Source organism: Pseudomonas sp. Y3 TE3536, from assembly GCF_053629175.1.
On sequence record NZ_JBRJHU010000001.1, the window covers coordinates 4,636,234 to 4,660,256 of the forward strand.

The window sequence follows — 24,023 nt, forward strand, 5'->3', positions numbered from 1 at the left end:
AGAACCGTTAAGGCCTCCCCAGTGTGACTTCCCTAGGCCGCACCTGGCATTTTTGTCAGGTGACGGGTTTTCGGAATAGGAGGACAGTGTTCCCACGAGTCACCCAGGATCAGTAAGTGTATTCAGATTCCTGAAACCCAGTCGGTTCATGGCGGGCGACTCATCGAACTCGACACTGACTACGCACAGGGGATGAGGCATGACTCGTTTTTCGGAGATTTTTGTTAATGGCTACAATAAAAGTGTTATAGACGGGTCAGACCTTAAAAGAGGTGACCCGATATGCGTCAATGGCGACAAATGCTGGTTTATCGCGGCACACGATACGCACATTGAAGTTTTGTACCGTGATGATTTCTCGGAATCAGCGGCGCAGGATTGTTGCGATATCCTTAACTACGATAATTCGGAGGTTGGACTCAATGTTATTCATACCATAAGTGGTGTTGAACGTGAGAAGGTAAGTCGATACAGTCAGAATGAGCCGAAGTATCGAGGATTGGAGCAGCAGTTCAAGCGTAAGCTGTTCGCGATGCTTTCATCTGGCGCTTATCGCATTATCTTTGACGATCCGGCGCTCTTGTCTGCCTCTTCATTACCAGTTCTGATTGAACTCCATCCTGCATCAGTCAAAGATTTTGTAACTACGTTTGGTTCAGACGCCTGCACAGATACCTATGGTCTGCTCTGCTACCTGGATGCCGTTGAGCCGCATCCAGCGTCCGTGGAAAGCCTCATCATTTCAATGGATGACGCGTTTGGAGAACTACGCAATGACCTTGCGTCGGAATACTCATTTGTGGACCATTTTCTAAGCCCACCGTCTGATACACCGATTCAGGTAAATATGCAGCACGTCCGTGCAGTCTACTCACTTTCGGACGTCGCCAAGCTCGCGCCTCTGATGGAGGCGTTAAGCGCTTCAAAAGCCGAGGCCCCGACGGCGCTTCCGATAATCGACGCCAAACAGACCTTCCCGGTGCCCTACAAGATCACCAACCAAACCGACGGCACCATGCCCGACATGCAGGGCTTCGGCCTGGAGCGGGTGGGCAGTGCCGAAGGTGGCTGGTACAGCCTGTGCCCGATCAAGGCAGACCGCGCCCTGGCTGCGGGCGAAACCGTCAGTGCCTGCCTGGTGCACCGCCGCACCGGCGAGCTGACCCATGTCGACTACACCGCACAGGCCAGCAAGCTGGGCACCAAGCAGTGGCTCAAGGACTTTACCAAGTATGTCGCCGAGGCCGGCAAGCCCATCACGGCCGGGGGCTGGAGCGACAACAATGCGTTTTCCAGTAGCCACGAAGATCCGCGCCTGTGGTGCCAGGCCGACTACCGGGCGTTCAGCACCGCACCGTTCGACAACAACCTGGTCCAGGTATTGGCCTGTCACGATGACTTTCCACTGGCCCGCGGGCAGACCCTGAGCCTGCAGGTGCGCGACCTCAAGACTCAGGCCCTGCACGAGCAGCACCTGTTTACCGCCAAGGCCGCCAGCGGCTGGGCCAAGGCCTTGTGCGAACAGGTCAACCGTGACAGCCGCCTGCTGCGGGCGGGGGTGAAGGGCGCAGGCTGCACGGTGGTACCGGGCGAGGTGAACAACGCGTTCTGGGGGCCGCAGTGTGCCGAGTTGTGTGTGACAGTAACCGAGGTGAACTGGTGGGCCAGCCGTATGTTCGATGGCACGAAGGCGGTGCCTGACGGCGGCGTGCTGCATGCCTGGGTCTATGATACGTTTTCCCAGCGCCTGCTCGGCCACCACGAATGGACCCCGAGCAGCTCCCAGCGCGCCAGCGGCAAATGGCTGAAGGCCTGGGCCGAGGCGCTGGCCACGTCAGCAGTGGCGCCTTACCTGCGCGTTAACACGACCGCGGCGGTGCTCGAACAGCGCGGCGACGCGTTGCGCATCTTCGCCAGGTTGCCGGACGATGACTACGACGTCGAAGGCCCGCTGCTGGCGCCGGCATTCAAGGCGCTGGAAGATGCCGTGCTGGTGACCGTGCGCCATCCCGGTAACCAAGCCTTGCTGCACCACGCACTGTTCAGGCCCCAGGCCTGCGTTCCGGTGCCCAGCAACGAGCAAGCGTGGTTACAGGCGTTGGCCCGCTTTATCGAAACGCAGCATTGGCCAGAACTGTATGTCAAGGACGGCAGGCAGCTGTGGCTGTCGCGTCACGCCGAGCTGCTTGTCGCACTGGATAACGTCGGCGATGGCAGCGAATGGGCGACCGAGGACTATCGGCGGGAACTGCTGAACGCTGATGAATGGCCATACCAGGAGGCCGCAGACCCGGTGGCGTTCACCATCGAGCCCGGTGAGGGTATGACGGGGGTGACCATCAGCTCGCTGGACGCAGAGCTGGAGTTTCGCCTGGACAAGGCGGCGCGCGACAAAGGCTACCGGGTGATGGCGTGTATGCCGAGGCAGGCCGCGGCCAAACAGCTCAGAGAGGCTTACATCAGCTATGTAGACGCTACTCTCAAGGCAGGTAACACTGTCGCCGTTTCGTTCGCCGAAACCGGTGCCTCAACCGCCGCCGTTCAGGTCGCTGACTCGGTCTCCTTGGGCAACCAGTTTTCCACCGTAGAGACTGCATTAAAGGCACTAATACAAACCGCCGCCTTCCAAGCCGCCGACGAGGCCACTTTCGCGACAGCTTACGAGGCCGCTGTCAAGTCCATCCCCGCGGTAGCGGACAACTACGTCCGGAAGAGAATTGGCGTAGCGTCTATGGCTGGCGCCCTAGTAGATCGGGAAGAATACTACTCCCGATTCTATGGTTATTCAGTTGTTAGATCTGATGCCTTACTAGCCGCCGCTAAGCTCGCCTTTGCCATTGCCGTCGCTCATAAAGAGGCCACTGCCGTGTGGCCCGTATCGGTCACCGGCGACACCATCACCTGGCAAGGCCCGCTGACCAACCAGGCGTATGACCTCTACCTGGACTGCCCCGAGTCCGAGCGCGGCAAAGAAGCCCTGACCGTAGGCCATATCGGCGCCTTGGGAACCACCCAATTCTGGCACGACCCCAAGCCCGTCACCTTCACCCCACCCAAAGCACTCAAGGTGCAGACGGATATCAGCTACCTCTGCGAAGACTACGGCAACACCAGCCGCTCCGAACTGTTTGACACCACCGGCCACGGTGAAGCCGGGGTAGACCCACGCACGGGGCTGTTCCACGCCCATTACCTGGTGGCCAGCTTGCAAGGGCTGCAAGGCCAGGGGCCGGCGGTCGATCTGACCTTGCATTACTCGGCGCTGCGCGCCAATGAGGCGGGGCTTGGCGATGGCTGGGCCTGGCGTTTTTCCAGCGTGGACGTGCGCGACCGGCGACTGACCCTGGCTGATGGCGCCCAGATCAAGTTCAACGAAGCGCAATGGAAGGACCTGGGCGCGGAAAAGGCGATCAAGCTGGCCTCATGCGTGGTACGCAGCAATGCGGATTACAGTAAGTTCACCCTTGACCTGCCTAGCGGCCGTCAGGAAATTCTGGAAAAACCTGCAGTCAAGGGCAGTGACGAGGAAGAACCGAACAAGGAACTCCATGGCCTGCTACTGAAAACGTTGAAAGCCATTCGGGACAAGTCCAGGCCGGGTTTTCCCGTGCTACCGGATAAGTGGCAGCAGTGGATCGCATGGGCGGCCGTGCCCCGTTGCTACTACGTCGCTGCGGATCTCGATTACGACCGAGCGGTTAACGCATGGGAAGGCGAGAAAGCCATTATTGAGCTGAAAAAGCGCATTGCCGATCTCGAACTCGAACTCGCACGCCTGGAGCCGTTCGTGTTGCTGGTGCCGTCTAGCATCGAATCGCCCTACGGCGAAAAGTTGACGTTGGAGTGGAAGCGCGAAAAAGGCCAGTTCCTGCTGTTGACGGTCAAAAGCGGGGAAGAGGCCCTGTTCATGGCCGAGTACGAGACGCCTCAGGGCAAGGCTGCGAAGGTGAACATGCAGGTCTGGCCGCAGAGCAACTCCGAGAAATACGAGGTCAGGCTGGAGCTCAAGGATTACCTGCTTCGCACGCTCAAGCGCGTGGTGAAAGTCAAGGACAAGGACGTCGTGCTGCAGCAGGTCGATTGCGATTATGACGACGACTACACCCTGGACCGGGTGCTGTGTGGCCTGCGGGAACTTGACGGCTCGGTGGAATGCGTAAGGTACCAACCGTGGCAACCAAAGAATGAAGAGCAGAAAAACGGACGCCCTGGCCTGCCTCGGGTGGCGATACACACCTTGGTGCCAGGCGATGGGCAACAGAACCAGGTGGCGACCTATCGCTACGAGGGGGACTTCCTACGGACCGACCAGAGGATCGTTACCGTCGAGTACGAATACGGCCCGCATGGGGCAAGGGAGCAACACTTGCTGGTGCAAGGTAACGTCAAGCATAGCGGCTACGTAGAGCGTTTCGAACTGTTGCGCGCGGTTGCCTCGAAGCATGGTCATTGGCTGGCCTTCGCTACCCGGCAAAACGAAAATAAAAGCAGCAAACAAAGGGTAACCAAGGGCTACCGCTACACGGGGGCGGGCGATGAGTATGCCAAATTGCTCTATGCCATCGAAGCCGGTGCCGGAAGCGAAGACATTAAGGTAAAGGATGGGGCAGAGCTGGTCGAAAGGCAGCGCGAACTGCTCGAATGGTTCTTCAGTAAAACCGACGATCACCACCGACCGAAAATCGCCGCCTGCATCACTCGGCTGGTGGCAAGCGCACCCCACTCCGAGCGAGAAGCGTTGGGGCGCACGGTGGCGGTGGCGACGCAGGAAGAGGACATGGCAGGCAACGTGCAGCGCCTGCACAAGACTGGTGAGGATTCGCTTTACCGCTGTTACTACACCAAGCCAGGGGACAATCCGTTCACGGTGGAATTTGATGAGCGCGGGCTGTCCGGTGAGCTGAAAAGTGTGCCGGGGCTCGAAGGGCTGCCGACTTTGCAGTGCCCTTTCATCCCGGAGCATGCCTCTGCCCCTGTCATGGCTGAGTACCAGTGTGACCTCTTCGGCAATCTAAAAGGCCTGCGCTTGTTCGGATATCGCAAAGTGACGCGGGGCAGCAGGGACTTGCTGGAGCTTGCCGAGGTGGTAGAAGTCGAGGGGGTCAAGGGCACGCTTGTAGGCGACTGGCTCAACGCCAAAGCCACTTGGACGTTGGCTAACTCGCCCGCCAAGCTGCTGTGGCGCCAGCGCAGTACTGAGATCTCGCTGGTTAGCAGGAAGGAAGGAAGCACTGTCGATAAATGGTCGGTCAAGGACACCCAGACTACCCACCTGGGCGAGAAGCAATTCAAACTGGAGAACCTGCAGTCCTTTGAGGACAACCCGAACAATAAAGGCATCGTGGTGCGCGTCACCTGCACCACCGAGGCCGGTAGCAAACAGTTCAGCAAGGAGGTGCGCTCGCGGCATTGCCGGCGTCTTCTGGAGCAGGTGAAGCAGGGGGAGGAGGTGCACTGGCAGTACGATGCACTGGGGCGGGTGACCCAAGAGACGCGCTACGCGCTCAAGAAGGGCAGCAACGGCCTGTACATGAGCAAGGTCAAGGGCCAGATACCCGACGAGCGGACCGACACCACGTATTCGGATGACGGCAAGCAGGCAACGCATACCTATGCAAACAACAACGTCGCCCGCAGCTACCTGGACGGCTTGCGACGGGTCTGGCGGCATGAGTGGCGCAGAGCCGGCAGTCAGCACTTTGTGCCGCTGGATCAATACAGCCTGCAAGGGCCGATAGCGCGGAAGTTGCTGGCCAGTTGCGAGTGGGACTATTTGCCGGGTGGGCAGGCCGTGGTGGCGATGACTCCGATGCCGATCGCCGTGGGACCACAAGCGTGGGTCAGGGAGCAAGGGGGCCTGGATGGGCCAGGTATACGTAGCCTGCTGCAAGCCCAAAGCGAGGAAAAGGTTGACGACGAAGGAGGCGCGGCGTTCGATCCGTTCGCGTTTGAACCGTATGCGACGCAGGACCTGTCGAGCCAACGCCTGGTTGAAGAAGGCATCGATGAGCAATGCGTGCTTAAACGCACCTCCGATTACACCTACCGAAAGGACGGCACCTTCGATCAGGTCGAGCGTGTGACCGACAGTGCAGGCAAAGCCTATCTGCAGGTGCTCAAGCGCTTCGACAACTCAGGCGATGTCATCGGCTATGAGCGCACCGTGGATAAGGAGACCTGTCAGTACAGCCTGGAGCGCGACGCCCTGGGCCGGGTGACCAGGATCACCCGGCCCGATAACTCCACCGTAGAGCACAGTTACCATGGCCTGAGCAACCACGCCACGGAACTCAAGGTGAACGGCCAGGTGGTGGCGACGCAGAAGGTGAAGAACGCCAGCACCTTGACCTCGCGCACGGTAGGCAGCCGCGCGTACAGCATCACGGACGATACCGTGACGTTACCCGACAAGACTCTGCTCACCACCCTTCGAAGTGCCGAGGGTCAGAGCTTCAAGGCGAAAGACCAGGCTCTCTCCAGCTTTACCGAGCACGACGGCACACAGACCTTGGCCTCCCCCGTCGGTGACGCCAAGATGGAGGTCGGCTGGGCGCAGGTCCAAGGGAGCACGGCCCTGCCCGGTCGGCAGTGGGTCAAGCAAACCTCACCGCGTGCCAAGCGTCAGGGCCACCGCTGGCTGAGCCTGCGTGGCCGGCCGCTGGCCACGCTGCGCGCCGACGGTCACTGGCAGCGCGTGTTCACCGACGAGCAGGGCCGGGTGCTGCGCACCTGCCAGGACCACGAGGAGGTGGTGCATCGCTACGACGCACTGGGGCGTCTGCAGTCGCGCCAGGCCCAGGCGCTCAAGGCCGGTGGGCAGTGGCAGGTGCTCAGCGAGCATGACAGCTTCGGCCAGGAAGTCACTCGGCGTTTCCTGCGCAACGGCAGCGAGTGCTTCAAGCAGTGCCTGACTTGGCGTGGCGACGGTCGTTTGGCCAGCAAGACGAGCTACGAGCACGGGAGGCAGGTACGCATTGAGCGCTTCACCTACGACATGCTTGACCGTCTGCAGCGATATGACTGCGAGGCACTCGCGGCCGAGCATTGCCCGAAGGACGCTCAGGACAATGCAGTCAAAGCCCAGGAATTTACCTGGGATGCGCTGAGTAACCTGACCCGCTGCGTCACCACCGGCTTCGATGGCAAAACACAGACCGAGGAACTGGCCTATGGCACGACCAGCGATCCGACCCGGCTGACGGGGATCAGCCGCGGCCAGGACAAGCGTGAGTTGACTTGGAACACCAACGGCTACCTGACCGATGCCGCCGGGCAACACCGCTTCAGCTACAACGGCGCCGGCCAGCTCGACAAGGTCTGCGACAGCGACGGCAATGTCCTAGCCCGCTACGAGTACGACGGTAGTCAGCGTTTGGCGGCGCAGTACCTCAAGTGCGACGAGAGCACCTGTGAGCTGCGTTACGACGGCGATGAATTGATCGGCGAGATCCACTATGACAAGGATGACAAAGTCAGCAGAACCACCAGCCTGTCCAGCGGGCTGGCCCAGTACGATGGAAACGAGGTGCGCTGGCTGATTGACGACCCGCAGGTGGGCGTTGCCGGGCAAGTCAAGAACGGCTCGCTGGAACTGGCACCGCTGCTGCCGTTTGGTGAGGGCACGGCACTGGAGGGGCTTGTCAACGGCTACAACGGCATGCGCCGCGACCCACTCACTGGGCACTATCATGCCGGTAATGGCTACCGCAGTTATGACCCAGCGCTGCGCCGTTATGCCCAGCCGGACTGGCTAAGCCCGTTCGGTGAGGGTGGGCTCAACGACTATGCCCACTGCCCGGACCCGGTCAACCTGCACGACCCCAGTGGGGCGATCATGCTCAGCCGCTGGGGCCAGGACCACCAACGGGCTACTTACGATAAGGCGGTGGCAGACACTGAGAAGACGCAAGTCGGTGGCCGCTGGCGTGGCCTGCTGTTTTCGGCGTTGGTGGCCGTGGTGGGCGCGGTACTGACCGTTGTCACGGGGGGGCTGGCGGCGCCCTTGCTGGCGTTCGTCATGGTGATGAGCGTGCTTTCGTTCGCTTTCGAAGTGGCAGCGGTGTTCACGGAGGAGTCCAATCCTGAATTGTCCAGAGCGCTGAGTATCGCCTCGGTCGCGACGGGGGTGTTGAGTACCCTGGGTTTCGTCGGGCTGTTCAAGCTTGGCTTTAAAGGGCTGCAACTCTTGTGGAAGGGTGCTAAAGCGCTCGGCAGTGGCCTTAAAGTCGCGTGGAACGGCGCCAAAAGCATGAAGGACATGGTTGTTAAGGGGTTGGCGCGCGTCGGACGTACGGGGCGCGTGACACCGGTGGGTGCGGGTCCGATAAGCCGGGTTGCGGATGATGTGCTAGGGAGCCTTAGTCGTCCTACGGGGGCAGCACTCGATAGAGTTAGTCGCCCAATAGGCAGTCTGCGTGGCATTTGGCGGAGCGTCAGAAACCATCTTGGTGGATTTGATGACTCCTCCTCAATGACCAACTTTGCGAATTCGGGTTGGTTAGGGAAAATTGGCGAACAACTGCAGGTCAGTAGACATTTCCAGCCCCTCATACAAGTGCGCATGTCGCGCGGCGTTTCGTACGCAGCCAACTTTGTCGGCACGATGCTCGACGGCAACGTCCTGAGAGGAACAGTCGGGTCCAGCATTGACCTGGAGGCGAGTCGACTGGCCGCATTGGAGCCTAATTCAGGACAGTTAGCGCAACGTCCTACGCCCAGTGTGAGGAACTCGGGCAGTTATTCAATTAAGCAGCTGGTCACCGTTCCGATTTTGGCCGCCGTGAAACAACACAGGCTGCCACCGGTAGGGCACCGGCCGACGTTCTGGTAGTGAGCGGGTCCCAGACCTGGCCATGGAGTAACTGATGAAAATGCCAATATCGGGACCGTGTTCGGCGCATTAGATTTTCCCACACCCGCGTTCGGGAGTGGGGAAAAAAGCAATCACAGGCAGTGACATTGAGGAGACAAATCATGATCGAAGAATGGGGAATGACAGGCAAAGTGGTGGAATACGATGAAGATGAGGAGTACGGACACATCGACAAAAAACATGGCGGTAGAAGGGTATACCTGCCGTTCAACGAGGCAAAGGGTAAGGGCCTGAAGGATGGCATCGAGGTCACGTTCGATATCAAGATGGTGGGGGACGTGCCTTACGCCATTAACGTGAAGCGCAAGTAGTGCTGGCGCGCGTTACCGCGCCCCGTTGCAAGAATGGAGCGCGGTAACTTTATATTCAGTTCATAGCCGCATTCATCAAGATTGGCTGTGGCCGCACGATCGCTTTCCTACGCCACTCCGACTTGCTTAGGTGCAGACGATAGGAGCGTTTGTCTTGCTGCGCACGCGCAGGCCCAGCCGTGCTTCTTTAAGTTTGTTGAGCCGCGGCACCACTTGGTTCGTCGATGACCTGTGAGAGAGAATCAGATTTAACCCCTTCCTTGTAGGGCATTTCCTAAACATACTCCTGCCGCCTTTTTTCCGTTGCGGCCCTTCGGGTACCGCTCTAGTCTCGGCCTGTCGTTGCACATCAACGACACAGCTTTGACAGGCTGTGACGGTTAAAAATTGCATGCGGTCAGCCTCTATGGCGGCTGTACGTGCGGGCACGCTTGCGTGCGCCGGAACTTTTGCGATTTTTCCGCCGGTCTGTCAACCCACGTACAGCTGCCACCCTACTGTTTGACAGCAGGCAGGTGGCGGCATCGTTAACGGAAGAATCATCATGTTAAAACTTGTCCCCGATCCACCCCACAACCACCATTCCCTCGAAGACACCCTCATCCAGGCAGCGGACTACGCCCTGTGCGCACAGTCCGTGGCAAATCAGGCCATTCTCCTACAGCCCAAATCACCCGTGTCGATCTTGATGATGGCGACGATGCATGAGCTGGAGGCACTGCGTGTGCTGCTTGAATCGGCGTTGATCCAGGTGCAGATGCCGGCGCATCAGCCACGGACTCAGCACTAAAGTACAGCTAACGCGTTGTTTGATCCTCCCGGCTTACGCCTTCCAGTGTAGGAGCAGCCTTGTGCTGCGAAGAGGCCGGTGACCAAACCGGGAATCTTCAGGGCTGCCACCGGCCTCTTCGCAGCACAAGGCTGCTCCTACACTGAAACGCGCATGACCGGAGGGTGAGGCAGGGGGAGTGGGCTTGCACTGCGAAGAGGCCCGGCTGTAAAACTTCGAAGAGAGTGAACAATGACCACGGATACGACAAAAACCAAAACCACGGTCGGCAAGACCAAGTTCTACCAGGGCGAAAAAAAGACCCAGCCGCTGTTCTGCATCGAGCCCGGCATCCCTTGCCAAGACGCCCGTGAGCAAGCCTCAGAACTGATGGGCGTTGTGCGAGACCTGACCATCGCCGGCGTAATGGACGACAACCCGCAACTGATCTGGGCCTCACATTATCTAAGCGCCTTGGCTAAGGCGCTGATGGATGATGCCGAACTGGGGATGCGTTAAGGCGCAGTCGTACAGGGCCTAGTAGACCTTGCGCAGCAGGGCAAGCAACTGCCGCCGCTCGTCATCATCCAGATTGGCCGTAGCGGCACGGTCACTCTCTTCAGCTACCCCATACAGCGTTTTCAGCAGCTTCTCACCCGCTTTGCTCAGGTACAGGCCATAAGAGCGCTTGTCTGCCTTGCTGCGCACGCGCAGGGCCAGGCCCGCTTCTTCAAGCTTGTTGAGCAGCGGCACCACTTGGGGCGGCTCGATGTTCAACGCCTTGGCCAGCTCGGCCTGCGTAGGGCCTGGGTTTTGCGCGATGATGGCCAACGCAGAAAACTGTGCAGGCCGCAGGTCGTAGGGCGTCAGGCACTCGACAAGGTGCTGAAACACCTTCATCTGCACGCGGCGCAAGGCGTAGCCAACCAGATCATTCAGGTCGGTCGGCGCAGTGGCCTCGCTGCTGTCGGCGCCCGGTTGCAGTGCAGGGGATGTGTTCATGCGATCTCGTGTGTCAGCGACGGTAAGGGTAAAAAATGATTAAGAAGTATAACCGATGCTAACCCGATGCAAATAGCGCAGGGCAGGCGGCAGCCGCAACCGGCTGCCACCCCGCAGGCTCACTCCATGGCCTCCGCTACGCCTTGGTCTTCACCCAAGAAACCGCCACTCTGGTGCTGCCAAAGCCGTGCATAGGTGCCGTTGCGGGCCAGCAGTTCGGCGTGGGTGCCTTGTTCGATGATGCGCCCTTCATCCATCACGATCAGCCGGTCCATGGCAGCGATTGTGGACAGCCGATGGGCGATGGCAATGACGGTCTTGCCGTGCATCATCTCATTGAGGCTTTCCTGGATGGCGACTTCGACTTCGGAGTCCAGCGCACTGGTCGCCTCGTCGAGCAGCAGGATCGGGGCGTTCTTGAGCATCACCCGGGCGATGGCAATGCGCTGACGTTGGCCACCGGACAGCTTGATGCCGCGCTCACCCACCAGCGTGTCGTAGCCGCTGTGGCCTTGGCGGTCGCTCAGCTGGTTGATGAACCCGTCGGCCTGGGCATTGGCGGCGGCCTCGCGGATTTGCGCGTCGGTCGCGTCGGGGCGGCCGTAGGCGATGTTGTCGCGAATCGAGCGGTGCAGCAGCGAGGTGTCTTGCGTGACCATGCCGATGGCGCTGCGCAGGCTGTCCTGGGTCACCTGGGCAATGTTTTGCCCATCGATGCGAATGGCGCCGTGGTCCACGTCGTAAAAGCGCAGCAGCAGGTTGATCAGCGTCGACTTGCCCGCACCGGACCGCCCCACCAGGCCGACTTTCTCACCGGCGCGAATGTTCAGGCTCAGGCCATCGAGCACCTGCCGCTCACCGTTGTAGTTGAAGCTGACATTGTCGAAGCTCACCGCGCCGCCCGACGTCACCAACACCCCGGCATTCGGCGCGTCCTGTACTTTGGGGCCGCGGGTCAAGGTGGCCATGCCGTCCTGCACGGTGCCGATGTTCTCGAACAGTGAGGTCATCTGCCACATGATCCAGTGCGACATGCCGTTGATGCGCAAGGCCATGGCGGTAATCGCTGCCACCGCACCGGTGCCGACTTCGCCTTGGTGCCACAGCCACAGGGCATAGCCGCCAGCGCCGATGATCAACCCGACCACCAATGCCTGATTGACGATTTCGAACTGGCTGACCAGGCGCATCTGGCGAAAACCGGTCTGTTTGAAGTCCTCCATCGCCGCCCGCGCAAAGTGCGCTTCGCGTTTGGAATGCGAAAACAGCTTCACGGTGGTGATGTTGGTGTAGGCGTCTGAGATGCGCCCGGTCATCGATGAGCGCGCATGGGCCTGTTCCTGGCCGACTTTGCCCAGGCGCGGCACGAAGTACAGCAAGGCCAGCCCAAACAGCGCGACCCAGGCAATGAACGGCAGCATCAGCTTCAAGGCAAAACCGCCCGCCAGCGCAATGATGGCGATGAAATACACGCCAATGCCGGGGGCGATTTCGATCAGGGTGAACAGCACTTCGCGCACGGCCAGTGCGGTCTGCATCACCTTGGTGGTGACACGGCCGGAAAACTCGTCAGAAAAGAAAGAAAGGCTTTGCCGCAGCATCAGCCGATGGAAGTCCCAGCGCAGCCGCAGTGGCAAATTGATTGCCAGTACCTGGTGCTGCACCATCGTGCGCAGCGCCACCAGCCCGATGCTGGTCAGCAGTACGATGCCAATGCCCCACAGCACGCGGCTTTCCTGCGCCGCTTCAGCGCCGCCCGTTTGCCAGGTCGAGAGCAGGTCGACAACCTGGCCGAGAAAGGAAAACAGCCAGGCTTCGTAGATCGACACACCGGCGCTGAGCAGCGCCAGCGCCAGTACGTAACCACGCGCGCCGCGCGTGCAGGCCCACAGAAAACGCAGTAGGCCGACCGGTGGCGGCGGGGCCTCGTCGGGTGGGAAGGGGTCTAGCCGTCGTTCAAACACACGGAGCATGGTGGCCTCCTAAAAGGTCCAGTTGTACCCCGTGCTGGCGTCAGGCGCCAGACCGACATGGCAGCCACCTTCAGTCACCCGGACGGCAGCGCCGCTCCGTGCCGATCAAAGTTTTGTTGTTACTTGTGGGATATTAAACAGTCTTAATACTTAGATCACTGTTTCGCCGGACGTCAGTGTTCGTTTGGAGAAGATTGGAAAATGTCTTCAATCGATCAAGCTCCTTCTGGAGTTTTACGTTTTCCGCACGATAGTCTCGTCGTCGTGCTATTGCATCGTCACGCTTGCGGTTATTCCAGCCCCAGTTGTGAAGGGTGCGATCTTCTAGCTTGCGATCGTAATGTTGAACTTTTGTATCAGCTTTATTCAGTTTTGTTGTGTTTTTGGCTAGTTTCAGATTTAAATCATTAATTTGGTTTTCAAATTTATTAAGCTGAATGACTCGTGTGTTCTCAATCACGTCGGCGGAATCAAATTGAAGACTTGATTCATAACGTAAAAGTTGAGCAGTGGAATCCGTGCTGCGGCGCCTTGAAAAATTCGGTAAAGAGATGCCGAAAATGCTGCTTCCTCTCGTATGCCCAGAAGGATCTGTAAAGTTCACAGGATCACCGCCACAATACGCATAGCTATTGATGCCGCCCTGCGCAAATGGGCTTAGATTGTCGGGAGAAAATAGGCGCATCAGCGGAGGGTAGTACAAGCGATATCCAGCGCCCAATAGGTAAAACTCGAGAGCGTCGAAAAACTCACCATTGAAGCCAGCTGATGTTAGTTCCGAAGGCAAGGACGAAGAATGCCCATACGCTGTGTAGACCAGAGGCTCGCTAAGGTCGGTGTGCTTTGCACGGATGACCGATCCAGTGCTTTCGGTTGCTAATAATTGAGCCTGATCTGCGTCATTACTTAGCAGCTCCGCCAGTGGTCCGTCGCCACCGCTGAACAGGGTTCGATTCCGCTCCGTTTCCTTCACGGTAGCGACCTTGGCACGCTGGTAGAAATAGAAACGTTTGCTCGCGGTGGCTTTAGTCACTGGACATACCTCGTACTGGGCCGCCAGTGAAAGTGGCAGCCCCAGGCGAGTCAGTGTCACTTGCCGAGATTTTGTGCACCACTATCAAAAATGATAGGTCCACCCCACCCGTCCAAGGCCAGCCACGCCTGCGTAGCTGGCCCATCCACCTGTGCAATCAAGCTTGCGCGGTACTCATCCCGCCTGCAGCAAGGGCATTCTTTTTAACGGCCCGGTACAGCAGGCTGGACACCATGAACCCTGCAACGGCCAGGATACTCATCAAGGTGAAGACCCAGTTGTACCCCTGCTGGCCGGGGAAGTGGTCGAGGATTGCACCGTAGACGACGTAGGCAAACATGCCCGGCGCGTAACCGATCAGGCAGCCGATACCGAAGGCGGAACCGGTGATGTGCTGGGGAATACCGACTTCGCCCATCGGCGCCCAGAACACGCCGCGCATGGAGAACACGATCAACGCAAAGGACAGGGTGGCAGCCATGCCGGCATAGATGAAGGTCGGGCTTTTCGGAATCAGCATGATCACCGCCATCAGCGGCAACAGTGCCAGAAAGGCCCACTTCAGGTAGCGGCTGGTGCTTTTGAACTGCTTGTCGGCAATGAACCCACCGGCAGGCCCGCCCAGAATCTTGAGGAAATACTGGTTGATGATGCCATAGGCACCCACCAGCGCCACGGGCAAGCCGTACATCTCCTTGAGGTAGGGAATGAAGTAGGTCAGGCCGCAATAAACGATGTAGACCATGAACACATTCAGGCTGACCAGCCAGATACCCGGCACCTTGATCGCCTCCATCAGGTTGGCCAGGCCATTTTTCGGCTTGGCCAGCGACGGCGCGCTGTCGCCCTTGAGCAGGAACCAGGTGAGGGTGCCGGCCAGCAGGTCGATGACCGAGTAGAACAGGATCGCTGACTTCAAGCCGCTTTCGCCCGAGCCCATGGCCACGAACACCCCCAGTGCGGCAAACGCGACCAGCGTATCGACCACGCCCCGCCCGCCTTCGAGCAGGCCGAACAGGCGCCCTTGTTCCTGGTCGTTACCCAGGTTGCGGATGGCCTTGAGCAGCGATGGCCAGAACAGGCAGTCGGCACACACGGCCAGCAGGCTGAACACGATCAGCAAGCTGCTGAACGGCGGGAAGGTGGCCAGGTACACACCCAGGCAGCCGGTGCCGATCAGGCCCAGGGGGATCAGCCTGCGCGTCTCGAAGCGGTCGGCGAGCATGCCGCCGACCACGAACAGTGCGGTGGCGATGATCGCGTTGGCGCTAAGTAGCAGGCCGATTTCAGTGTGGCTCAGGCCCATGAATTCCTGCATGGGGACGTAGAAGGCATCCTTGAGGTTCGCCAGCTTGTAGACGGTACCGCCGCCAAGGACGAGGATCAGGAATCGGAGCCATTTGGCTTTGTTCTGGGCTGTCATTGTTGTTCTCCGCAGGTAGTCGGGTCGCCAGGTTCAAGCGTTGGCCAAGGTCAGCTCGGCCAGGGTGCGAAACTCGTTCAGCAGGCCGCGCACGTAGGCCACCTGGTTGTTCGCCCAACGGTGTTCGTCAGCCAGCATGCGTTCCAGGGTGAAGCCGGCCGGCAGGGGGGTGTCGCTCATTTCCCGATACGCGATGAAGGGGTCGGCCGCTTCTTGCTGTTGGCGGAAGGCCGGGGCCACGTAGTGGTTTTCCTGCTCGAGGATAAAGGCGATCACCTGCGGGGCGGTGTCGCCCAGCATCAGTAGCTCGAACAGCATGCGGGCACTGGGCAGGTCGTCATCGGCGCTGCCTTGCAGCACGCCGTAATGGCCGAAGCCGTTGTGTTCGGCCACGATGCGCACACCCTTAAGGTGGCTTTGGCGGATGTGCGGCGCCAGGTTGCGCAGGGCCTGCAGGGGCTGTTCGCAGGCATTGATCATGTTGCCAAAGTCGAACAGGGCATGCAGGCGAGGGTGGTCGAGGCGCTTGAGCAACTGGGCGATCTCGTCGCTCTTGAGCTCTTCGTGTTGCTCGAAGTCAAAGTACAGGTCGTGGGCGTCGGCCTGCTGCGCCAGGTAGTGCAGGTCGCTCTCGATGATGTCCATGACCCGCGACAGTGTGCCCTCGTAACGCGAGTAGACGCGGATGTTGCGCACCCCCAGGGCCTTGGCGATGGCGATTACCTGGTCGACGTCTTTTTTCAGCGTGCTGCTGATTTCCACATGCACGTCCAGCCCCAGCGCCTTGGCCTTGTCGGCAAATGCCTGAAGCTGGGCGGGTGTCATCTGGCTCAGGCTGTTCTGCTCGCCGTCGAGCACGTGCAGGCTCAGGCCTTGCAGTTCGTGGCGATAGGCGAAGTCGAGCAGGTCGGCGGGGGTGACCCGGCCGTGGGTGAGGTTGGTCAGCAGCGGGTAGGCATGGGCAAAAAGGCGCAGTTGCCCGAGGCGTTCGAGCAAGCGCTGGGCCAGTGCCTGGGTCAGCACGGGGGCTGGCGCCTGTTCCACCACGTTGTGGCTCAGCAAGGCGTTGAAACGTTCCTGGATCTTATTGTTCATTAGCGTCGTTCCTGGTTCAGACGCCGGGGTCTACCGGCGCAACCTTTATCGCGCCAGTGAGGAACGTTCGATAGATCCATTATCCGCCAATCGATAGGACCACTTGCCTGGCCTCAGGTGTTTGCGGGCAGGTACCCCTGTGTGCGCAAGGCCTGGGCCAGTGCCTGGACGCGTGCCGCGGCCTGGTTTTCCGGCGTGCCGGCAAAGCCGATCAGCAGCGCAGGCGGTTGCGCATGCTGGATGCTGTAGTCGCTCAAGGGGTAGGTGTGGATGCCGTGCTCAGCCAGTTGCCGGGCGATGTCAGCATCGTTGAGCGCAGGGGGCAGCCAGGCGATCAGGTGCATGCCCGCATCGGCCGGGGTGAGGGTGAAGAAGCCGCCCATGTGCTGTTCGAGCTGTGCGATCAAGGCCTGCTGGCGTGCCTTGTACAACGCGCGCATGCGGCGGATGTGGCCAATGAAATGGCCTTGCGCCATGAAGTCAGCGGTGGTGGCCTGCAGCAGTGTGGGCGGGCTGCGGTCCATGACCGCACGCAGGGTGCAGAAGGGTTCGACCAGCGCCGGCGGCAGGATCACGTAGCCCAGCCGGAGTGACGGAAACAGCACTTTGCTGAAGGTGCCGACATAGATCACCCGGGCCATCTGGTCCAGGGCATACAGGGCGGGCAGCAGACGGCCACTGTAGCGGAACTCGCTGTCGCAATCGTCTTCGATGATCCAGCTTTGTTGTTGCGCGGCCCAGTCGATCAGGGCCTGGCGCCGCGCGTAACTCAAGGTGACGCCCAACGGGTGCTGGCGCGAGGGGGTGCAGAACACCAACCGGGCCTCAGGGCATTCGCGCAGGCCTTGCTCCACGTCGATCCCGTGTTCATCGACACGCAACGCGGTCACCCTCGCCCCTTGCGCCTGCAGGGCAATGCGCGCGGCGATATGCCCCGGGTCTTCCATCCATACACTGTCCTGGGGGTTGAGCAGCAACATGCCCAGCAAGTTGAACGCTTGCTGGGCGCCAGACACGATCACCACCTGCCCGGCATCGCAGTCGATGCCACGGGCATCGAACACATACTCGGCAATGGCGCTGCGCAAGGCCTGCAAACCTTGCAGCTCACCGTAGCCCAGCATCGCCTTGGTGGGCTTCAGCAGGTGCTGGTTCATCAGCCGCCGCCATATAGCCTGGGGGAAGGCTTCGTAGGTGCTGTGGCTGGGCAGGAACGAGGTCGGGGTGGCCGGGTCCCAGTCGGTGTACGAGACGCCGCGAAAATGATCGCTGCGCAGCGACAGCATCGACTGGCTCAGGTCGGACAGGCGCGGCGGCTGGGGCTGCTCGGGCTCGCTGCCGCGGCTTTCCCATTCCGTGCCGACATAGGTGCCGGCGCCGGTGCGCGAGGCCAGGAAGCCCTCGGCAATCAGCTGATCGAACGCATTGAGAATGGTGATCCGCGACAACCCCAACTCGTTGCTCAAGGTGCGGGTTGAGGGCAGGCGCACGCCACCTTGGATCCTGCCATTGAGTATCTGCTTGCGAATCTGCAGGTACAGCTGGCGGTACAGGGGGATGGCACTGGCTCGGTCCAGCTCGATGGCCGACAGCAGCAAACCTGCGGCGGTTTTCATGACATGCTCGTCTGCGCGAAAAGGATTGGGCCCGAAACCGTCAGGCCACCAGAGGCCAAGGGTATCGGGCGCCTCGCGATAAGTCATCCGCAGGATGCGCGCAGACGCCGCCACAAGGTGCTGCGGCTGACACCCAGGCAACGCGCAGCCTGGTCCATGTTGCCGTCGCAGCTGTCCAGCATGCGCCGGGCGTGTGCCGCCTCGGCGGCCTTGCCCAGGCTGCGCAGGTTGTCGCCAGCGGGCAGCGGCTGGGCGGGGGCCTGCACATGCTCGAAAAATTCCGGGAAGAGCGTGGCCAGGCCGATGCCATCGGCGCCCACCAAGGCCTGGGCACACAGCGCGGCGCGCTCGGCGATGTTGTCGAGCTCGCGGATGTTCCCTGGCCAGCGGTGGCGCAGCAGCAGGGGCAGCAGGGGTTGCAATTGCGGTGTGGCGAGCGGTGTTGCACCGTGCCGTGCGAGCAGCGCCTCGAACAGGGGCAGGATGTCTTGGAGCCGATCGCGCAGGGGCGGCACGGCAAGGCGCAGGATGTTCAGGCGGTAGAACAGGTCGGCGCGAAACTGCCCGTTGGCGATGCGTGCTGGCAAGTCGCAATGGGTGGCGGCAATCACGCGTATGTCCACCGGTGTTGGCGCGCAGCCACCCAGGCGCAGCACCTCGCGCTCCTGCAACACACGCAGTAAACGGGTTTGCAGCGGCGCGGGCATGTCGCCGACTTCGTCGAGGAACAATGTGCCACCGTGCGCCAGCTCGATCAGGCCGGGTTTGCCCCCCTTGCGCGAGCCGGTGAACGCGCCGTCTTCAAAGCCAAACAGCTCGCTCTCGAGCAGCGACTCCGGCAGGGCCGCGCAGTTGATCGCCACGAACGGCCCCTGCTGGCGGGCGCTGGCGTGGTGCAGGCTTTGTGCGAGCAACTCCTTGCCCGTGCCGCTTTCACCGGTGATCAGTACCGTCGCGTCGGTCGCGGCGTAGCGCTGCGCCAGTTGCACGGTCGCGCGGAACGCCGGGGCATCGCCCAGCAACTGATCGAAACGATAGCGCGTCATGAACGGCTGCGCGGCAGGCGGCTTGCGGCTGCGCCGGGGCTGTACGCGCAGGTTGTCGAACGCATGGCGCAGGCTGTCGCTGTCCAGGGCCAGCACGCCCTGGGCACCGGCCGCGTCGGCCAGCTGGCACACCGTCGGCGACCCGATGATGACCTGGACACCGTCTGCGACCAGCTGCGCGACCTGCGCCCGGGCCTGTTCCAGGCGGGTGTAGGTGTGCTCGTGCACCTTGAGGTTGAGCAACGCTTGCATCGCCGCCAGCCCGGGGTGGGGCTGGCCAAAGCTGAGCACGCCGACGCGCCGGGTGCGCGTGTGGGCCAGGGCGAGGGCGCGGATCAGGTCGTGCTCGCCCAGGTGCAGGGCCTGCACCGAGGTCGACAGGTGCTGGCGCAAGTAGTCGGCGGCTGCCCCGGAACACAGGATGACGTCAGCCTGCTGGCGCCTCTCCAGCTCGCGGGCCAGCGGCAGCAGCTTGCCGAGGGTGGTTTCAATCACCTCGACATGGGCCTGCTGCCGGTAGTCGGCGCTGACCTGCTCGATCAGCCGGGCCATGGGGCTGGGTGCTCCAGGGCAGCGCAAGTGGGTGACCAGCGCGACCACGCGGGGCCGGTAAGCGGCGGTGGGCATGCAGGCTCCTTGTTACAACGGGTTGACCAAGTGCCCGCCATCCACGGCGAGGACGCTGCCGGTCATGAACGCACCGGCGTCACTGGCCAGCAACAGCAAGGGGCCGTCGAGCTCGCTCAATTGGCCCAGGCGGCGCATCGGCACGTGGTCTTTGATGTAACCCTGGCCGGCCTCGCTGTCGAAGTAGGCCTCGTTCATCTCGGTCTTGAAGTAACCGGGGGCGATGGCATTGACGCGGATCCGGTAGCGGGCCAGCTCCAGTGCCATGGCCTTGGTCAATTGCACCACACCGGCCTTGGCCGTGCAGTAGTGGCTCAGCCCGGCCCCTACGCGCAGGCCCAGGATCGAGGCGATGTTGACGATGCTCCCCGCGCGGCCGGCCTTGACCAGGCGCTGGCCAGCACATTGGGCGACATGGAACACGCCATCGAGGTTGGTCGTGAGCATGCGCTGCCAGTCCTGCCCGCTCAGTTCGAGAAAGCGCCCAGGGTCGCCGATGCCGGCGTTGTTGATGACCACATCGACCACACCGAAGCGGGCCTCGGCCTGGTCGAAGGCCTGTTCGACACTGTCGCGTTGAGTGACGTCGAGCGCCACGGCCAACGCTTCGCCGCCTTGGTTTTCAAGTTGCTCGACCAGCGCCTGCAAGCGCTCGACCCGCCGCGCCGCCAGCACCACACGGGCGCCAGCGGCCTGGGCCAAGCGTGCGAAGTGGGCACCCAGGCCGCTGGAGGCGCCGGTTACCAAAACGGTCTTGCCGGCCAGGGAAAAAGGGGTTGCTAGCATGGAGCGTTCCTCATCATTCAGTGAGTGGGCAGGGGCGGTGTGGGAGCCCTTGCGGTCCGGTTGTGTTCACAGCACTTCAAACAGGCCCGCCGCCCCCATGCCACCGCCCACGCACATGGTCACCACCACATAGCGCACCCGGCGCCGTTTACCTTCGAGCAGCGCATGCCCGACCATCCGCGCGCCGCTCATGCCATAGGGGTGGCCAATGGCGATGGCGCCACCGTTGACGTTCAGGCGCTCAGGGTCTATGCCCAAGGTGTCGCGGCAATACAACACCTGGCAGGCGAAGGCTTCGTTCAGCTCCCACAGGCCGATATCGTCGACGTTCAGCCCATGCTGCCTGAGCAGGCGCGGCACCGCGTACACCGGGCCGATGCCCATCTCTTCCGGCGCCAGGCCGGCCACGGCGATGCCCCGGTACAGGCCCAGCGGCCTGAGGTTGCGCTGCTCGGCCAGGCGCGCGTCCATCAGCACGCAAGCACTGGCGCCGTCGGACAGCTGGCTGGCGTTGCCGGCGGTGATGCAGCCACCGTCAAGCACCGGCTGCAAGCGCGCCAGGTCGTCCAGGCGGGTCTGCGGGCGGTTGCCCTCGTCCTGCGCCAGGGTTACCTGGCGGTAGCTGATCTCGCCGGTGTGCTTGTCCTTGACCCTTTGCTGCGCAGTCACCGGCACGATCTCGGCCTCGAACAACCCAGCCTGCTGGGCGGCGGCAGTGCGCAGCTGCGATTGCAGTGCATAGGCATCTTGCGCGTCACGGCTGATGCCGTAGCGCCGGGCGACGTGCTCGGCGGTGTGCAGCATCGGCATGTAGGCGTGCGGCACCTGCTGGATAACCGCGTCGTCCTGCTCGCCCAGCGCCCATTCGAGGTTGCGCACTTGTACCGCGCTGATGTTTTCGTGGCCGGCGCCAACGGTGACGTGCATGCCATCGACGATGATCTGCTTGGCGGCGGTGGCGATCGCCATCAGCCCTGAGGCGCACTGGCGGTCGAGGGTCTGGCCGCTGACCGACACGGGCAGCCCGGCCGCCAGCGCGCTCATGCGGCCCAGGTTCCAGCCGGCGGTGCCAGCGGGCATGGCGGTGCCCATCACCAGGTCTTCGATTTCGTCGGCAGCGATGCCGGCCCGTGCAACGGCCGCCTGGATGGCATGGGCGGCCAGGCTGGGCGAGCGCAGGTTGTTGAGGGCACCGCGAAAGGCCTTGCCGATCGGGGTGCGGGCGGTGGAGAGAATGACGGCGTCTTTCATGAACGGGGTTCCTTGATGGCCAGAAGAGGGCAGCTCAACGGTGTTGCGCGCGCAGCTTGCCGGTGCTGCTCGCCAGGCGCCGCAGCAAGGGGGCTGGCTGCAACCACAGGTGGCCGTAGGCACCCAGGCGATCGCGCAATTGCTCGATGCCAGCCAGCACGGTGTCCAGGCCGATGTCGCGGGCGTAATGCAGCGGTCCACCACGCCAGCCCGGGAAGCCGTAGCCGTTGACCCACACCAGGTCGATGTCACCACTGCGCAGGGCGATGCCTTCGTCGAGCAGTTGCAGGCCTTCGTTAATCAGCATGAACAGGCAGCGGTCGTGGATTTCCGCGTCGCTGATGGTGCGACGGGTGATGCCCAGCTTGGCGGCCAGTTGCGCCGCGAGCTGCACCACCTCGGGGTCTTCGATGCGTTCGCGGCCCTCGTAGCGGTAGAAGCCGCGCCCGCTTTTCTGCCCGTGGCGGCCCAGCGTGTAGAGTTCGTCGGCCAGGCGGAAGTAGCTCGGGTCGTGGGCGATCTCGCTGCGCCGCGCCTGGCGCACCAGGTAACCGACGTCGATGCCGGCCAGGTCGTACATGGCGAAGACGCCCATGGCCAGGCCGAGGTCGGTCAGCACCTTGTCCACCTGGGCCGGCGAGGCGCCTTCGAGGACCAGGCGGTGGGCCTCGCGGGCATAAGGTTCGAGCATGCGGTTGCCGATGAAGCCGAAGCACACGCCAGACACCACCGGCAGTTTGCCGATGCGCTTGGCGATTTTCAGCGTGGTGGCCAGCACGTCTGGCGCCGTGGCCCGGCCGCGCACCACTTCGAGCAGGCGCATGACATGGGCCGGGCTGAAGAAGTGCAGGCCGACCACGTCCTGCGGGCGGCGGGTGCAGGCGGCGATGCGGTCGACATCCAGGGTCGAGGTGTTGCTGGCCAGAATCGCGCCGGGCTTGCACACCCGGTCGAGGGTGCGGAACACCGACTGTTTGATCGACAGGTCTTCGAACACTGCTTCGATCACCAGGTCAGCGTCAGCCAGGTCGGCGTAATCGAGGGTGCCTTGCAGCAGGCTCATGCGCTGTTCGAGTTGCTCGGCGGTGAGCTTGCCGCGCTTGATGGCGCTTTCGTAGTGTTTGCGGATCTGCGCCAAGCCGCGGTCCAGGGCCTCGGGCTTGAGCTCCAGCAAGCGCACGGGGAGGCCGGCGTTGATGAAGTTCATGGCGATGCCGGCGCCCATGGTACCGGCGCCGATCACGGCAACCTGGGCGATGTGGCGCAGCGCGGTGGCCGCGTCGATACCGGGAATGCGCAGCGCCTCGCGCTCAGCAAAAAACAGATGGCGCAGTGCAGTGGCCTGGGGGTCTTGCAGCGCTTCGCGGAACAGCGCCTGTTCGCGGGCCAGGCCTTCGGCCAACGGCAGTTCGCAGGCCGCGCGCACGGCTGCCAGTACCCGCAGTGGCGCCCGTTGGCCAGGTTTTCGGGCAGCCAGCTGAGCCTCGTGCGTGGCGAACAGGCCCTCGGCTGGGAGCGCGGGTGTAACCCTTGGCGGGGCGGGGTGGGCGAGCTGCTCGCGGGCAAAGGCACAGGCTTGGTCGAGCAGGTCCTGGCCGGGTTCGACCAGGCGGTCTACCAGCCCCAGTGCCAGGCCTCGGCGGGCATCGATCGGTTCGCCGCCGAGCATCAGCTCGAGCGCGGGCGCCACGCCGATCAGCCGTGGCAGGCGCTGGGTACCGCCGGCACCGGGCAGCAGGCCCAGGCGTACTTCCGGCAGGCCCAGGCGGGCAGTGGCGCTGGCAACGCGATGGCTGCAGGCCAGGGCCAGTTCCAGCCCGCCGCCCAGCGCCACGCCATCGATGGCGGCGATCAGTGGCTTGGCAAGGGTGGTCAGCGTTTCTAGCAATTCGGGCAGGGCGGGTGCCTGCCAGGTGCGTGGGCTGCCGAACTCGCTGATGTCGGCGCCGGCACTGAACGGCAGTGAGCGCCCATGCAGGATGACTGCCTTGACCTCGGGGTCGCTGGCGGCCTGGGTGCAGGCCTGTAGCAGTGCCTGGCGCAGGTCGTGGCCCAGGGCATTGACGGGGGCGTGGCACAGGCCGATCAAGGCCAGTTGGTTATCGCGGCGATAGTCGATCAGCGGCATGGGAACCTTCCTGTTGGTGTCCTGAAAAAAACGAGGCGGCGGCCCGGAGCGTTGGCCACCGCCGAAAAAACCGCTGCCCTGGGGAACTCGG

The 24,023-nt window shown here is 62.0% G+C and carries 14 protein-coding genes; 4 read left to right on the forward strand and 10 right to left on the reverse strand.

Annotated features, from left to right (window positions below; all coding sequences use genetic code 11):
- The first annotated feature begins 199 nt into the window (after nt 1-199).
- The 4 genes from AB7M33_RS21005 to AB7M33_RS21020 all read left to right on the forward strand — a co-directional run bounded on the left by AB7M33_RS21005 (nt 200) and on the right by AB7M33_RS21020 (nt 10,471).
- A complete protein-coding gene (locus tag AB7M33_RS21005; RefSeq protein WP_454243518.1) occupies nt 200-8,830 on the forward strand; it encodes an RHS repeat-associated core domain-containing protein in 8,631 nt (2,876 codons plus the stop codon).
- A gap of 143 nt (nt 8,831-8,973) precedes the next feature.
- On the forward strand, nt 8,974-9,183 hold the full coding sequence (locus tag AB7M33_RS21010; RefSeq protein WP_454243519.1) for a cold shock domain-containing protein: 210 nt from the start codon (nt 8,974-8,976) through the stop codon (nt 9,181-9,183).
- 544 nt (nt 9,184-9,727) lie between these two features.
- Nucleotides 9,728-9,973, forward strand: a complete 246-nt coding sequence (locus AB7M33_RS21015) for a hypothetical protein (protein WP_099429651.1) — start codon at nt 9,728-9,730, stop codon at nt 9,971-9,973.
- Between the two features lie 231 nt (nt 9,974-10,204).
- The gene (locus AB7M33_RS21020; RefSeq protein WP_265968263.1) at nt 10,205-10,471 is read left to right on the forward strand and encodes a DUF3077 domain-containing protein; all 267 of its coding nucleotides are present in this window, start codon (nt 10,205-10,207) and stop codon (nt 10,469-10,471) included.
- Nucleotides 10,472-10,489: 18 nt separating this feature from the next.
- Here AB7M33_RS21020 and AB7M33_RS21025 read toward each other — a convergent pair whose 3' ends face one another.
- The 10 genes from AB7M33_RS21025 to AB7M33_RS21070 all read right to left on the reverse strand — a co-directional run bounded on the left by AB7M33_RS21025 (nt 10,490) and on the right by AB7M33_RS21070 (nt 23,932).
- Complete coding sequence (locus AB7M33_RS21025) at nt 10,490-10,954, reverse strand: MarR family winged helix-turn-helix transcriptional regulator (protein WP_050580787.1); 465 nt, start codon at nt 10,952-10,954, stop codon at nt 10,490-10,492.
- 119 nt (nt 10,955-11,073) lie between these two features.
- Nucleotides 11,074-12,927, reverse strand: coding sequence for an ABC transporter ATP-binding protein (locus tag AB7M33_RS21030; protein WP_099453798.1), 1,854 nt, complete (start codon nt 12,925-12,927; stop codon nt 11,074-11,076).
- 133 nt (nt 12,928-13,060) lie between these two features.
- On the reverse strand, nt 13,061-13,960 hold the full coding sequence (locus tag AB7M33_RS21035; protein ID WP_454243520.1) for an RHS repeat-associated core domain-containing protein: 900 nt from the start codon (nt 13,958-13,960) through the stop codon (nt 13,061-13,063).
- Nucleotides 13,961-14,117: 157 nt separating this feature from the next.
- Nucleotides 14,118-15,383 carry an MFS transporter gene (locus AB7M33_RS21040; protein ID WP_454243521.1) on the reverse strand — a complete coding sequence of 422 codons (1,266 nt, stop codon included), beginning with the start codon at nt 15,381-15,383 and terminating at the stop codon, nt 14,118-14,120.
- A gap of 33 nt (nt 15,384-15,416) precedes the next feature.
- Nucleotides 15,417-16,478, reverse strand: coding sequence for a sugar phosphate isomerase/epimerase family protein (locus tag AB7M33_RS21045; RefSeq protein ID WP_027596376.1), 1,062 nt, complete (start codon nt 16,476-16,478; stop codon nt 15,417-15,419).
- A gap of 113 nt (nt 16,479-16,591) precedes the next feature.
- Entirely contained in the window at nt 16,592-18,094 is a 1,503-nt protein-coding gene (gene pdxR / locus AB7M33_RS21050; RefSeq protein WP_454243522.1) for a MocR-like pyridoxine biosynthesis transcription factor PdxR, read from the reverse strand.
- 83 nt (nt 18,095-18,177) lie between these two features.
- Nucleotides 18,178-19,767: a propionate catabolism operon regulatory protein PrpR gene (gene prpR / locus AB7M33_RS21055; protein WP_454243523.1), complete on the reverse strand. Its 1,590-nt coding sequence runs from the start codon at nt 19,765-19,767 to the stop codon at nt 18,178-18,180.
- A 12-nt stretch (nt 19,768-19,779) separates the two neighbouring features.
- Nucleotides 19,780-20,553, reverse strand: a complete 774-nt coding sequence (locus AB7M33_RS21060) for an SDR family NAD(P)-dependent oxidoreductase (protein ID WP_454243524.1) — start codon at nt 20,551-20,553, stop codon at nt 19,780-19,782.
- Nucleotides 20,554-20,619: 66 nt separating this feature from the next.
- Nucleotides 20,620-21,804, reverse strand: coding sequence for an acetyl-CoA C-acyltransferase (locus tag AB7M33_RS21065; RefSeq protein WP_274887883.1), 1,185 nt, complete (start codon nt 21,802-21,804; stop codon nt 20,620-20,622).
- A gap of 34 nt (nt 21,805-21,838) precedes the next feature.
- Entirely contained in the window at nt 21,839-23,932 is a 2,094-nt protein-coding gene (locus AB7M33_RS21070) for a 3-hydroxyacyl-CoA dehydrogenase NAD-binding domain-containing protein (RefSeq protein ID WP_454243525.1), read from the reverse strand.
- Nucleotides 23,933-24,023: the final 91 nt, after the last annotated feature.